Annotated in this window: 12 protein-coding genes; 3 read left to right on the top strand and 9 right to left on the bottom strand. The window is 59.4% G+C overall.

Annotated elements, in window-relative coordinates; all coding sequences use genetic code 11:
• Nucleotides 1-73: 73 nt before the first annotated feature.
• The 9 genes from GJ668_RS09850 to hsdR all read right to left on the bottom strand — a co-directional run bounded on the left by GJ668_RS09850 (nt 74) and on the right by hsdR (nt 11,313).
• Nucleotides 74-2,761 carry an SNF2-related protein gene (locus GJ668_RS09850; RefSeq protein ID WP_155449982.1) on the bottom strand — a complete coding sequence of 896 codons (2,688 nt, stop codon included), beginning with the start codon at nt 2,759-2,761 and terminating at the stop codon, nt 74-76.
• Between the two features lie 146 nt (nt 2,762-2,907).
• On the bottom strand, nt 2,908-3,180 hold the full coding sequence (locus GJ668_RS09845; RefSeq protein ID WP_155449981.1) for a type II toxin-antitoxin system RelE family toxin: 273 nt from the start codon (nt 3,178-3,180) through the stop codon (nt 2,908-2,910).
• Nucleotides 3,164-3,373, bottom strand: coding sequence for a hypothetical protein (locus tag GJ668_RS09840; protein WP_155449980.1), 210 nt, complete (start codon nt 3,371-3,373; stop codon nt 3,164-3,166). The genes GJ668_RS09845 and GJ668_RS09840 overlap by 17 nt, the downstream gene beginning before the upstream one ends.
• A 43-nt stretch (nt 3,374-3,416) precedes the next feature.
• The gene (locus GJ668_RS09835; protein WP_155449979.1) at nt 3,417-5,090 is read right to left on the bottom strand and encodes a restriction endonuclease subunit S; all 1,674 of its coding nucleotides are present in this window, start codon (nt 5,088-5,090) and stop codon (nt 3,417-3,419) included.
• Nucleotides 5,087-6,016, bottom strand: a complete 930-nt coding sequence (locus GJ668_RS09830) for an Abi family protein (RefSeq protein ID WP_155449978.1) — start codon at nt 6,014-6,016, stop codon at nt 5,087-5,089. Before GJ668_RS09830 ends, GJ668_RS09835 begins: the two co-directional genes overlap by 4 nt.
• A gap of 118 nt (nt 6,017-6,134) precedes the next feature.
• Nucleotides 6,135-6,425 (bottom strand): DUF433 domain-containing protein, encoded by a 291-nt coding sequence (locus tag GJ668_RS09825; protein WP_246194770.1) that lies wholly within the window; start codon nt 6,423-6,425, stop codon nt 6,135-6,137.
• A 74-nt stretch (nt 6,426-6,499) separates the two neighbouring features.
• Nucleotides 6,500-7,342, bottom strand: coding sequence for a DUF3800 domain-containing protein (locus GJ668_RS09820; protein WP_155449977.1), 843 nt, complete (start codon nt 7,340-7,342; stop codon nt 6,500-6,502).
• Entirely contained in the window at nt 7,339-8,796 is a 1,458-nt protein-coding gene (locus tag GJ668_RS09815; protein ID WP_186343016.1) for an N-6 DNA methylase, read from the bottom strand. The genes GJ668_RS09820 and GJ668_RS09815 overlap by 4 nt, the downstream gene beginning before the upstream one ends.
• A 57-nt stretch (nt 8,797-8,853) precedes the next feature.
• Nucleotides 8,854-11,313, bottom strand: a complete 2,460-nt coding sequence (gene hsdR / locus GJ668_RS09810) for an EcoAI/FtnUII family type I restriction enzme subunit R (RefSeq protein ID WP_155449976.1) — start codon at nt 11,311-11,313, stop codon at nt 8,854-8,856.
• Nucleotides 11,314-11,431: 118 nt separating this feature from the next.
• Between hsdR and GJ668_RS09805 the strand changes: the two genes are divergently transcribed.
• The 3 genes from GJ668_RS09805 to GJ668_RS09795 form a co-directional block, all read left to right on the top strand.
• Nucleotides 11,432-12,280, top strand: coding sequence for a hypothetical protein (locus GJ668_RS09805; protein WP_155449975.1), 849 nt, complete (start codon nt 11,432-11,434; stop codon nt 12,278-12,280).
• A gap of 87 nt (nt 12,281-12,367) precedes the next feature.
• Nucleotides 12,368-12,646, top strand: a complete 279-nt coding sequence (locus tag GJ668_RS09800; protein WP_186343015.1) for a hypothetical protein — start codon at nt 12,368-12,370, stop codon at nt 12,644-12,646.
• Nucleotides 12,647-13,040: 394 nt separating this feature from the next.
• A partial coding sequence (locus tag GJ668_RS09795) for a helix-turn-helix domain-containing protein (RefSeq protein WP_155449973.1) occupies nt 13,041-13,280 on the top strand: 240 nt, incomplete at its 3' end.

Here is a 13,280-nt window from a genome sequence, read left to right as displayed (position 1 = left end):
TCCTTGAGTGAGCGGCAGCCAACACTGACCGGTCAATAACTTCTGCATCAGGCCTAGCCTTATGTCACCCGAATCACCCCAACCGAGACCAGGCTGTCCTGCGCCGTGGTCTGTTCCTTGAGCCGCAGTTCCTGGAAGCGGGCCTCGATCCGCTGTTCCTCCTTGCGCTGTTTGCCCTGCAAGGCGGGAATGATGCGCCGCTGTCGTTCGTTGCCGAACCCCTGGTAGTGCGCGATCCGCTCCTGGAGCGCGCGGCGACGAACTGGACCAGCGGGTGATCCTGGGTGAGGCGCTCCAGATTGGGCAGCGGGCGACCCAGCCGGTTCTCGAACAGCAGTCGCGGCGGCGGCACCGACAGCAGGCGGGTATTCCCGAGCCGACGATCGTTGAGGAACTCGGTGAAGGCAAGCCGGGCGGCGGTCGACAGCTCTAGCGTCTGTTCCAGCGGGTCGTCGTCCGAGGCTAGCAGGCGGGTGCCCGGATACGCGCGCTCCAGGAAGTCGCGGACATAGGCCAGCAGATCCTCGCCCCGGATATAGCGCCCCAGCTCGCGGGCGGCGCGGACCTTGTTCTGGATGAAGTCGCCATGGGCGATGAGGCGGGTGGCTTCCTCTTCCAGTTGCGCCTGTAACTGGTTGTTCTGTTCGATGGCGATGGCGATGGCGGCGCGCTGGATGCGCTCGATCTCTTGCTCGGGGGTGAGCTGGTGGGACAACAGTTCATAGCTCAGGGCGCGGATCGCGTCCCCGAGCAGGGCCTCGAAGGTGCCGAGTGCTTGCTGGAAGATATTCAGGCGTTCGAGCAGGCGATCATGGATGCGTTCGTCGATGGTGTCGGCATAGATGAAGTTCCAGATCAGGATGCGCTCGGCGGTCTGGCCGATGCGGTCGATGCGACCGATGCGCTGCTCGATGCGGGCCGGATTCCAGGGCAGGTCATAGTTGATCAGCAGGCTGGAGAACTGGAGATCGATACCCTCGGCGGCGACTTCCGACGAGAGCAGCAGGTTGGGTCCATCCTCGGCGGCGAAGGCACGGAGCACGCCCGGCTTGTCCATTCCGCCGTGCAGCACGATTCCGTTGAGGCCGTCGGCTTCCAGCCGCTTGGCCAGATAGTGCAGGGTGTGGCGGTAGAAGGAGAACAGGACGACCTTGCGACCGGGGTACTCGTTCCAATACTGGATGAGGCCGGCGCGGAGATCGGCGTACTTGCGATCCTCATGCTGGAGGATGTCCGGGTCACCGACCCGGCGGGCGATGGCGGCCAGTTGCAGCAACAGCGGTCCGAGATTGGGGTGTTTGTTTGGCTCCTCGGTGTCGCCGAACAGCTCGAAGGCGGCCTCCTCCAGTTCATCGGCGTCGCGGTCACCAGCCTGGGCGATCCAGCGTCGGCAGGCAGCGGCCAGACAGCTCGACATCTGTCGCTGAGGGATGGTCAGCATGAAGCCTTCGGAGACGGCGACCTTGTCACAGTAGTTGCGCACCGCCTCGGTCACTTGCAGGTAAAAGGCACGCTCGGTCGGACTCAGCTCGACCCGGATCGTCACCGGGCAGCGCTGGACGCGGTGCTCCTGGACATCGCGTTTCAGGGTGCGGGTCACGACCTTGGCCAGCGGGTTGATGCGGTCGAGCTGGTCGCTGATCTCGGCGCGACCGCGTGGTGTGCCCAAGTCCTGATCGCTCGGCGGATGACGTAGCAGATGGTCGAGTTGTTCGTTGTCGCCGAACAGGCGGCGTTGCCGGGCCTCGTGCAGTGTCGTTACGAATTCGGCCTGGGTGACCTGGCCGTTGAGCACGCGGTCGCGCAGGGCCACCAGCGGGGCGTTGGCGCGCAGGGTGTGCTCGAAGGAGTTTTCATAGGGGAAGGCGTCTTCGTCGAGCAGATGCAGCAGGTTGTAGAGGTCGCGGCTGCGCAGTTGGATCGGGGTGGCCGACAGCATCACCAGATGATGGGTCACGGGGCGCAGCAGGCGGGCGAAGCGGTGGGTCAGGGTCTCGGCGTTGCGCAGGTAGTGGGCCTCGTCGACTATCACCAGATCGAGCAGGGGGTCTTCCAGGTTGGCGTCGGCCAGGAAGCGCGCGAGTTGAGCGGCGGCGGATTGGGACGGTTGGGCGTGGTCGTCGGGGTTCCAGTCGCGCGGCGGGCGCACGCCCTGCATGGAGGCGATCAGGGCGAAGGGCTGTTGTGGGCGGGCCTTCACGCTCGCCAGTCGGGTGTGCAGGGTCTGGGCGTCGACGATCTCGGCCTGTACGCCGAAGCGGTCACTGAGTTCGGTCTGCCATTTCTCGCGCAGCATCGCCGGACAGATCACCAGCAGGCGGCGGGCGTCGAGGCGGGCGCGCAGTTCGGTCCAGATCAGACCGGCTTCGATCGTTTTGCCGAGACCGACCTCGTCGGCGATCAGCAGGCCGTTGCAGGGGGAATCGAGAAATTGCAGCACCGGCTTGAACTGGTAGGCCAGGAAGTCGGTGTTGGTGGTGTTGAGGCTGTAGATCAGGTTGGCCAGGCGTCCGCTGAGGCGGTAGTAGGTGATGGCCCCGCGCAGATCGGCCACTCGGCCATAGCGACCGGCCTGCATCATGGCGTGGGGGCTGGTGGCGCCCTGAACGACCTTTTCTAAGGCACCTCGGAGTATGAATTCTTCGCTGCCGTCGAGGAAGTGGACGAGCACACGCCGTTGGGAGGGGCCGTCGGTCTCGCTGCCGAGGATGCCGATCCGTCCGGGGTTGGCCTTGAGTCTGACCTTGTCGCCGGGTTGCATTGGGGTGTCTCAGGCAGCAGGCGCTGGCGAACGCCTGATTCGCCGCGCCTCATCGTGGTTGTCGATCATAAGCGGATCCTTTCGCATCCGTTGGTGTTGGCCAGAGGGCAGGACGATTCGCGCGCGTCGGGTCTTCGTTGTTGCGGTCAGTGCTCACGGTAGACTTCGCGCCGGTGGCCGACAGTGAGCGCCAGAATTACACAGCGGTCATCCACGATGCGGCAGATCAGGCGATAGTCGCCGATGCGATAGCGCCAAAGTCCGGTCAGATTGCCTTGTAGGACCTGACCAAGGCGGCGGGGATCTTCATCGGTTGCCAGTCGATCGACCATGAACCGCTCGATGCGCGTTCGGGTTCCCCGGTCCAGCCGCCGGATTTGCCGCTGGATCTCGCCCGACAACTCAACGCGCCAGGTCATCGCAGAGAAATTCGTCAAGACTGATAACGGCGTCCTCGCCGGATTCGATTTTTCGCCAGGCCTCCTCGGCGGCTTTCACGTCCTCGATGTCCTCCAGGTAGCTCATCAGTGCCTCGTATTCGGCTATCGGCAGGACGACGGACAGGCGCTTCCCGTCCGGGTCGGTCAGAAATTGCGGGTGTAGCTCGGGCATGGATGCCTCCTCGTCTGTGGTGTTGCCTGTCGTGCGGTGTGTTTCAGGCGGCGTCGGCTAGGGCTGGGGCCAGGGCGTCGTGGAGCACGGCTTCGAGCAGGCGGCGGTTGTCGGTGTGAGTGATGCTCAGATGGGCTTCGAGCTGGTCGCAAACCGCCATTAGTTCATCAACTTTGGCGACGATGCGGTGTTGTTCGGCGATGGGTGGGAGGGGGAATGTGAGCTTAGAGAGAGCTTTGCCTGTAAAATGCGGTATCCCAACGCCAGTGAAATATCGTTGCAGGACTCCACTGTTGAAATAAACATTTATACAGAACGAAAAGAAGTCACTATTGAGGAGAGGTCCTGGGCGAACCCTGTGGAGCGCTTTCTGAAAAACGACCTGATCTAAGGGATATCGCCAAACCGCAGTTCGACCGATTCCATGCCCACCTTCGCAAATGAGAATATCACCATCGACAAGCGCATACTCCTCTACTTCGTTCTTTTGGAGCCTTATGCTCTTGAGTTCCTCCAGTCGGATTTCAAACCAGTGGACATTGGTGTTTCGCAGATAGTGAAATAGCTCACCAGTATTCTTTGCCTTATCAAGCATTTTGCCAAGCCTTGCTGTCGCTACATCTTCTACACGCGCCCAACTCCAACAACTCGGCAAGGATATAAACAGACGACCTTCAACAGCGCTCTCTGATGCCACGTGAGCGTGAAAAGATGGCTCATCATTCGGATCCTGTGGCACCAACCGCCCACGCACCGCGAGATTCAGGATCGTCTGACGCAGTGACTTGATCTGCTCGGGGCGGACGGTGAGGCGCGGGAGATGATCAAGGACGAACCGGGCGTGCTGGCGGAAGGTCTCGGCTTCCTCAGCAGGCCGATTCAGCCGTTGCAGGCTAGCGGACAGCAAACGCTCGCGGTCCTGCTCGCGCTCGGCTTGCGCGGCTTCCAACTGATCGCACAGCGCCATCAGTTCATCGACTTTGGCGACGATGCGGTGTTGTTCGGCGAGTGGGGGAATTGGTACAGGTTGAGATTCAAACTCTGCATACTTGAGGCTTTGAACGGTGGTTCCTGTCTTGACTAAATCACGAAGTATAAAGTTCGTCAATCCGCGAAACATTATTTGCAAATAGCGCTCATTTCCTTTGAGATAGGGAATTAAGACTTTAAGATCTTGGTTGCTCGCGGCTGGAATACGATTGATCGCTACCGGAAATGTTCGCTTAAGGATTCCACTTCTAGCTACCATAAATAGACTTCCAGGCGGAAAAAGCTCCAGCCGAGTGTCTGACAGCCCCTTTAAAGTGATCTTCAGTTCTGAGTCGCTGATTTCATCTGACTTAATGTCTTTTGGAGATAACCAGAGAAGATCGCCATCCCAATAGTCTGATTTGTTTTTTGATGGTGTCATCCCCCCGGCGAGTCGACCTAAGTCGCTTAATCGAATCCAGCACCAAGTCGGAGGGGTGTCGATTGGAAACTCAGACGGTTTAATCGGCGCAGATGGTTTGGATTTTCTGATCTCACCAGATTTGACCAACCGTTCCTTCTCCGCCGTAACCCGCTTCAACAACTCCGCTGCTGGCTCATCATTCGGATCCTGCTCGACCAGTTTCCCACGCACCGCCAGATCGAGTATGAAGCGGCGCAGACGCGGAATGGCATCAGGTGCCTCGGCGAGTCGGTCGAACTGGGCGAGGAGTAGGTCTGGGGTCATGCAGGCTCTCCAGGAAGCGAAAGCGGTTGCCACAACGGGCGCTGACGCCAGTCATCCGGGCAACCCATGTGCGTTTGCAAAGCAGGATCCAAGGTAGCGAGATGCGCCACCAGTCGCCGTGGCCAACACCCATTCGGCTCGATGTACTCGATGAGATGCACCAGCAGCACCAGGGTGTTGTAGAGATTGCGCTCGCGCCCCGTGCCATGATGCGGACAGGTCGAGAAGTTGGGCCACAGGTGCGGTGGCTTCTTCCGGGGAAGCTGGAAGGTGACCGTGAAGCGCCGATTCCACAGCCGGCTATGATGTGCGGCGGTATTGCGCACCACGCTCAGGTGATGCAACAGCGAGCAGAAGGTCTTTTCGTCCAGACCATAGGTATCGGCGACCGCCTGGCGCAGTCTGGGCGGCTGGGTTTGCTGAAGCAGACTGGAGATATTGCCAAAGGAGGCGATCTCGATCAGCACCCATACCGGCGGCCACGGCTGACGGAGCGTCTCGCGATGATAGCGGATGAACTCCTCGCGGCTGCGCACCAGCTCCCGTTCGAGTTTGGTCAGGGTACGGGCATGAATCGCCGGATCAGCAAAGTGCCGATTGTCCAGATACGCCAGCGGGCCGAGTTGATGACCGATCTCATAGGCCCAACGCGAACGGACCGAGATCTCAACGCGCTTACAGCCCTCAATGACGAGACGGCGCAGTTCGCGGTCGAACTGGTAGAGCTTCCAAAGCTGATCGAAGGTTGTGCCAGGCTGGAACCGGTCCGGCTGACCAGGCTCGGTGAATGGAACGCGGTAGGCCGAGAGGCGGTAGTAGTTGTGATGGGCCAGACAGTGGAGCGCAAAGGAGGCATCCGGCACATGCAGGCCCCGATCCTTCAGGAGCTGAAGCTGCTCGGCGTAGGTCTTGGCAGGCTTGGTCATGCACGGCTCCGGTGAGCGCGCCGCGCCGATCGCCCAAAAAAGTAACCCCCCTGGTGCGCATCGTTGAGAGGCGTGGGGGGTGTTGTTGAGATCATATTGGCTTCTTCCCCCGCTTTCGTCAAGGCTTCGAGCGCATCAGAGGCGACGACGCGAGGCGGTCATTCGCGACATTCAGCGCGGCCTGGATGTCCGCAGGCGTCACGCCGTACTCGTCCGTGATCTTGCCTTGGCTCATGCCGCCCGCCAAGCTGCCCAGGACAATCGAAACGGGAACGCGGGTATCGCGGATCACCGGCTCGCTGTGGCAGACAGCGGGATCGATCTGAAAGCGCTCGCTCAAACGCATCGCAACAGCCGCCTCCACGAGTGGGTCGTAGTCGTGAAGCGAGCTTGACATCGCTTCATTCATGGGTAATCCTCAAGTTAGATCGGCAGGCAAAATTCGGCTTCACGCCGTGTGATCCTTGGCTCAAGCCCTGAATCCTATACCTGCCGATTTTTTATGTCCGCAAGCGTCAAGGGCTTGCGCTTGTTGTAGTAACAGCCATAGCGGTTCTGGCAGGTATCGTCCACGTCGTGGATCAGCGAAACCTTCGGCCACAGCATCTGCACGTAACGATCCTCCTCTTTCTCGAATAGCCGCTGGAGCGCCCACAGGCAGTAGTCCGCGACCTGAAGTCCCGGAGACTCGTGTGGATAGGCGGGAATCACTTCCAACGCGGTCTCTTCCGTCGCCCGACTCAGCTCTCGCAGGAAACGCTCACGGGTGAGCCTGAGTTGCTCCCTGAGCGCATCGGTGCGATCACGCTTGCCTCGTCTGGCGAAAACGATCCGATAAGCCTGATGCTGGTGGAGCCGGTGCTTGAAGAGCATCCGGACGGTCAAGTCGTACAACTCGTTGGGCTGATAACGATAGCGGCTGTCCATGAGGTTGCGTCGGCGCACATAGTCGAGCACCGCCTTCATGCTCTTCACGACGGCGAAAAATTTGAAATCCAGGGTCAACAGTAGCCGCAAGACCTCGCGCCGGACTTCAGGCAGATCGTCCTTGGCATGGAAGTGCAGTGCCGTCTTGCCTGCCTCGGGCTGAAAAGACGGCACGTCTTTGAAGTAGGGGTCAGCCAACAGCGCGATTCGCAGTTCCGTCAACGCCTGCGCGACCTGCTCGGGCTGTTCAATCCGCACCATGCCCAGAATGAAATGTCGTGGCGCGCTCCCCGCTTCGTATAGCACCCGGCCTTTGCCGTCGAACAGCACGCCGTCCCCGCTTTCGTCAACGAAATACTGAACCGGCAGTGCGCTTGATGAGGACTCGTCGATGCTCATCGCAACAGCGCCTCCGCCAACATCGCCTTGAGCTGCTCGCGCAACTCACCGACCGTCCGCTCGTCCTGCTCCAGCCGGGCCAGCAGTTCCTCGGGATCGCCGTGGTCATCGGCGACCGTATGCGGATTCTTGACATCGAGGTTGTAGTGGCGCGCCTTGATCTCCTCCAGCGTCACCTTCCAGGCGACCTCGGTCGGCTCGCGTCCGGCGCGCTCGGAGCCGCCCCACCAGTCGACGCAGCCTTGCAGATGCTCGACCCGGATCGGCTTGGTCATCGAATAGGCTTTCTGTCCCTCGGGCACGCGGTGCTCGTAGAACCAGACCTCGCGCGTCGGCTCGCCCTTCTCGAAGAACAGCAGATTGGTGCCGATGCTGGCGTAGGGCTTGAAGACGCTGTTCGGTAGCCGAACGATGGTGTGCAGGTTGCACTCCTCCAGCAGTTGCTCCTTGAGCCGGGTCTTGACACCCTCACCGAACAGGGTGCCGTCGGGCAGCACCACAGCGGCGCGTCCACCCGGCTTGAGCAACCGGATGAAGAGCGCCAGAAACAGATCGGCGGTCTCGCGGGTGCGCAGATGGGCTGGAAAGCTCGACTCGATGCCGGGCTCCTCGCGCCCGCCGAAGGGTGGATTGGTCAGAATGATGTCGACCCGATCAGCAGGGCCATAGCTGACATAGGGCCGTGCCAGGGTGTTGTCGTGCCGCACGCAGCTCGGATCTTCGATCCCGTGCAGCAGCAGATTGGTGACGCACAGCATGTGCGGGAGCTGCTTCTTCTCGACCGCGCGCAACCCGGTCTGGAGCCAGCGCTCGTCCTCGGGCGTCTTCACATGACGCTCGCGCATGTAACGGATGGCACAGGTGAGAAAACCGCCGGTCCCGCACGAAGGGTCGAGCAGGATCTCGCCCGGCTTGGGGTCGAGGCGCTCGGCCATGAAGGTGGTCAGGGCGCGCGGGGTGTAATACTCGCCCGCATTGCCCGCGCTTTGCAGGTCGTTGAGCAGTTGCTCGTAGATGTCGCCGAAGTGCCGCCGCTCGGCCAGATCGTTGAAATCGACCTCATTGATGCGGTTGATGACCTGGCGCATGAGCTGCCCGGACTTCATGTAATTGTAGGCGTCCTCGAAGACGCCCCGCACCACGCGCGCGCGATTGGCATTGGATCCGAGCGCCGGCAGCCCCTTGAGGCTTGGAAAGAGATCGTCGTTGATGAAATCAAGCAGGTGCTCGCCGGTCAGTCCCTCGGCATCGGCGGCCCAGGTGCGCCATTGAAACCGGCTCGGAATCGGCGAGCGGTAGTCGTCGCGCGTCAGCTCCAGCTCCTGATCCTGGTCATCGATGATCTTGAGGAAGAACATCCAGCAGAGCTGCGAGAGACGCTGGGCGTCGCCGTCGACGCCGACATCCTGGCGCATGATGTCCTGGATGGATTTGACGGTGGTCCGAACTGACACGGTGCGATAGATCCTGGGCTGATTGTGGAGCGAGCAGTTGACTTCGGCGGTCGGCGATCAAACCGCGTCCTGATAGAGCGCATCCTGCAACGCATGGACCGCCGCCTCGTAGCCCGCCCGTCCGCCGAACGCCTTGATGAGCTGCACCGGCGTGCCCATGGCGCTGAACGGCGAAATTGACAGCAGACGCACGTTGTCGAGATCCGCGACCAATCCCTCGTCCTGGTACTTGTCGAGCAGTGCCTCAAGCACGGTGCGGGCCTGCTCGCCGTATTGGGTGAAGACATCACCCTGCTTGAGCCGTCCGGCCCGTTCGCGGCGGGTGAGCGGTGGCTGGTCGAAGGCAATATGACAGATCAGATCGAAGGGGTCGAGATCCAGGCCGATCTCCTCGGCCAACGGCTCCAGCGGCAGACCAGCCTCGGCCAGCTCGGCGAGAATGGCCGCCTTGTGCTCGGTGTCGCGCCAGCGGCGCAGGAATTGATCCAGGCTGGCGTACTGATCGCGGATGGTGCGGCGCGAGTAGTCGCGCAGGCTTTCGGTCACCAGCTTGCCGGAGGCGTCGAGGTATTCGACACGCTCGGTCAGCACCCGGACCGGCTGACCCTGGATGTAATACTTGCGCGGCGGTTCGGGGTCGCCGATCGGTAGCGGAATCTCGGGAGGCTGAGGATCGACGATGACCGTCTCATCCTCACCGGGCTGGGGCGGAATCGGATCTTCGTCCTCAGCACCTGGAGCCACATCCTCGGGCGGCAGCGGCGGATCGCCTTCGTCCGGCTCATAGATCTGCACCGGCTCGCCATCGAAGTCGGGATCGGCGAAATGGTTGGTCGCCTTCCGGAAGTCGACTAGGGTGAAGTAATACTTGCCGCTGTCCTCATGCACCCGCGTGCCACGCCCGAGGATCTGCTTGAACTCGGTCATGGAGCCGACCTCGCGGTCGAGCACGATCAACCGACAGGTCTGGGCATCCACGCCTGTGGAGAGCAGGCGCGAGGTCGTGACGATGACCGGATAGCGGCTCTCGGGGTCGATGAAGTTGCCCAGTTGCGCCTGTCCCTCGGCATCGTCGCCGGTGATGCGCATCACATAGCGGCTGTTGGCCTGGGCCAGATCGGCGTTCTCGTTGATCAGCGCCTGGCGCATCCGGGCCGCGTGCTCGGTGTCGACGCAGAACACGATGGTCTTCTGAAAGCGGTCGCCGCTCTGCTTGAGATAGTCCGAGACCCAGCGCGCCACGCGCGCGGTGCGTTCGTCGATGACCAGGCTGCGGTCGAAGTCCTTCTGGTTGTAGAGCCGGTCCTCGATGCGATGGCCGTTGAGATCGGTCTCCTCGGGCTTGGGCCGATAGCCGGTGACGTCGACGTCCAGATGGACCTTGATGACCTTGTAGGGCGCGAGGAAGCCGTCGTGGATGCCCTGCTTGAGCGAGTAGCTGTAGACCGGTGGGCCGAAGTAATGGATGTTGGAGACGTATTCGGTCTCCTTCGGCGTGGCGGTCAGGCCGATCTGGGTCGCGGCGCTGAAATAGTCGAGGATCTCGCGCCAGGCCGAGTCCTCGGCGGCGCTGCCGCGATGACATTCGTCGACCACGATCAGATCGAAGAAACCGGGTGAGAAGTCGCGGTAGAGCTTTTGGCGTTCCTCGGGGCCGGTGAGCGCCTGATAGAGCCCGAGATAGATCTCATAGGCCGTATCGACGCGCCGCCGCCGATCGACGGCGCTGGTCAGCTCGGTTGTGTGGCCGTCGGCGCGTTCGATGGTCTTGGTGCTGGTGCTGAGTTTGGCCATGGCCGGACCGAAGGGGCGGAAGTCGTTGACCATGGTCTGATCGATCAGCACGTTGCGGTCGGCCAGAAACAGGATGCGTTGCTTGTGACCGGCCTTCCACAACCGCCAGATGATCTGAAAGGCGGTGTAGGTCTTGCCGGTGCCGGTGGCCATGACCAAGAGGATGCGCGTCAGACCGCGTGCGATGGCCTCGACCGTGGCATTGATGGCGTTGCGCTGGTAGTAGCGTGGTTCGCGTCCGCTGCCGTCGTCATAGTAGGGCTGGAGCACCAGGGCTTCCTGCTCCGGGCCGAGTCCCTTCCAGGTGCGATAGAGGGTCCAGAGATCCGCCGGCGCGGGGAACTGGTCGAGGCCGAGTGTGGTTTCGAGCTGGGCGCCCTGGCCGGTACGGTCGTGGAAGACGAAGCCGTCGCCATTGGTGGCGAAGACGAAGGGCACGTCGAGGATCTTGGCGTATTCCAGCCCCTGCTGCATCCCGTCGCCCAGGGCGTGGCGCTTGTCCTTGATCTCGATGATCGCAATCGGGATGCCGGCGTAGTAGAGGATGATGTCCGCCCGTTTGGCGCGACCGCGTGTCACCAGGCGTACGCGCACGATTAGGCGTCCCTTGGTGAACGTGACCTGACGGCGTATCTGGGTCAGCTCATCCCAACCGGCCCGGACGATCGCGGGCGTGACGAACTTGACGCTGATGTCGTCTTCGCTGAGGGTCTGCTTGACCATCTCCATACGTCTCCCAGACGGGCGGTTCGGGCACGTCGACCGCCGCTGCACAGGGTTCGCACAGTACCCCAGTCGACACAGTTGGACAACTGGCCGGGACCGGTGGCTCTATCGAGGTGTGCACTACATCACAGCCGTTCCTAGTCAGATCATCCTGCCCATTCCCCATAGGACTAACGGAGCTGAGGCTGTCGTCTCGTTCAACGTCCGTCAGGATGACCCGGTTCGACTTGTGGTTTATCAACACTCTGCTAGTCTGAAGCCGTGTATAAGACCTGTTGGCGCCGGATCTGTTGATTCGTCCCTGTTTCAGGTCAAGAAAGCCAGAGGTGGACGTTGGGATTTTGAGTTTTTCACCTCCGTGGTAGAGCCGCATGGCGTGATAAACCTGCATCGCTATCGCATTAATTGGTGGAAAAACGCGCTACAAGAACAGGGCGGCAATAGCGATTTGCTCTCATCTCTTGAGCAATTGAAATTTGCTACTGACCGTGATTTTGCGATTCCAGAGCACTGCTCGCATTATTTTGATGCTATTGAAACCAGCTTCCATGGCAGCGAACAGACACCAGATGAAAGTTTTTACGGTAAAGTTAAAGGGCAAGTGCAAAACCAAAATTCATGGCGAACGTGGAAGAATAATTTACTCAGCCAAAACGACCTAAAAGGCATTCCTGCATTCTATTGCGGTGGCGGTATGCGAATGCCGTTTTATTGTAGTTTGCAACGAGCGCTTAGATCGTGCCCTAATATGACATGGTTATGCGCTAATCCGCACCGCATTGATCTGCCCAATAACCTCGAAGCGCCTGGGGTTCGGCGCGAGGATTATGACAGACTGACTGTCGCGTATGGGTTGAGTTTCTTAGAAGTCGGAAAAGTGATCAAGGCGATTCCCAGTCCTAGACTAACAACTACCCCAGAGAGTTGCTGGAGAGATCACTATCCCGATAAGGATTTTTGTTGACTACCTATCAGCTTGCGCGTTGTAAGCAAAACTTTATTGGCTGAGGGATTAAAAAGCCGAGAAAGCCAAGTTGAGAGGCTTGAGGCCATGCATAAACAGGCAAATCGGTCTTTCAAGTCTGGATCCATGAGACGTGCAAACGAAAAGGCTTTCGATCAGTTTATATCCAATGCAAACGAAAATGGTGGCGCTCGCCCGGAATCAGCGTCAGCAGCATCAACTCAACCGCCTTTGTTAGTTAATGGTGTGCCAGCTACTTCTGTCGGTGGCGGCAATTATATTGACAACAGAACTGGAAATTTTCTACAAGGTGCGGCGGGTGGCGTTGTCGATACGAAGACTGGAAAATTTATGCCAACTTACTAAGTCGATACAAGCGTGACGGCAGTCGAAGCGTGCGGCCTGTGACGGCTCTCCTATCAACCTTGGTGGTTCTGCCTTTAGCGCGACTGTCTCTGCCGCAGTGGTATGACGTTGGGTGGAAGTTCGATTGGCTCATCCGTCATATCGAACGGGGATGGAGGACGGCGGTTGAGGATGGTAAGTACATCTATTAAATAATTTTAACAAAATACCTGTTTGAGTATATAATAAATATCTCTGCCATAAGCAAGAAGCCAGGGTATAAATTAGCTTTGCTCACACGCTTTGCGGATCGATGTCATTTTATCGCGCATTTCAGATTCGATTAATTGATTAAGCGCAAGCAGCAGATGGTATAAACCATAGAACTTTAAAGCTTTCAAAGTAAGACACGAAAATGATTATCATCGAAGTCAACGAAGAACAGCTAAAAAAGCTCAAAAGCATTTACGCTAGCAGCGATAGTCATGCGGCTCGTCAACGTGCACATGCAATTATTCTTTTGCATTTAGAAAAGAAAAAACCGGAAGAGCTGGCGATTATTTTTGATGTCAGTCGCATAACTATTTATAATTGGATTCATCGTTGGAATAACCATGGGATTGATGGAATCTATGATCGCAAAGGACGTGGATCA

This window comes from Allochromatium palmeri, assembly GCF_009720725.1.
Classification (GTDB): Bacteria; Pseudomonadota; Gammaproteobacteria; order Chromatiales; family Chromatiaceae; genus Thermochromatium; species Thermochromatium palmeri.
This window is presented reverse-complemented; position numbering and strand designations above follow the sequence as displayed.

What these genes read in the sequence shown, in the direction of transcription:
- GJ668_RS09850 (WP_155449982.1), bottom strand. Translation starts at nt 2,761, where the DNA reads ATGCAACCCGGCGACAAGGTCAGACTCAAGGCCAACCCCGGACGGATC.
- GJ668_RS09845 (WP_155449981.1), bottom strand. Translation starts at nt 3,180, where the DNA reads ATGACCTGGCGCGTTGAGTTGTCGGGCGAGATCCAGCGGCAAATCCGG.
- GJ668_RS09840 (WP_155449980.1), bottom strand. Translation starts at nt 3,373, where the DNA reads ATGCCCGAGCTACACCCGCAATTTCTGACCGACCCGGACGGGAAGCGC.
- GJ668_RS09835 (WP_155449979.1), bottom strand. Translation starts at nt 5,090, where the DNA reads ATGACCCCAGACCTACTCCTCGCCCAGTTCGACCGACTCGCCGAGGCA.
- GJ668_RS09830 (WP_155449978.1), bottom strand. Translation starts at nt 6,016, where the DNA reads ATGACCAAGCCTGCCAAGACCTACGCCGAGCAGCTTCAGCTCCTGAAG.
- GJ668_RS09825 (WP_246194770.1), bottom strand. Translation starts at nt 6,425, where the DNA reads ATGAATGAAGCGATGTCAAGCTCGCTTCACGACTACGACCCACTCGTG.
- GJ668_RS09820 (WP_155449977.1), bottom strand. Translation starts at nt 7,342, where the DNA reads ATGAGCATCGACGAGTCCTCATCAAGCGCACTGCCGGTTCAGTATTTC.
- hsdR (WP_155449976.1), bottom strand. Translation starts at nt 11,313, where the DNA reads ATGGTCAAGCAGACCCTCAGCGAAGACGACATCAGCGTCAAGTTCGTC.
- GJ668_RS09800 (WP_186343015.1), top strand. Translation starts at nt 12,368, where the DNA reads ATGCATAAACAGGCAAATCGGTCTTTCAAGTCTGGATCCATGAGACGT.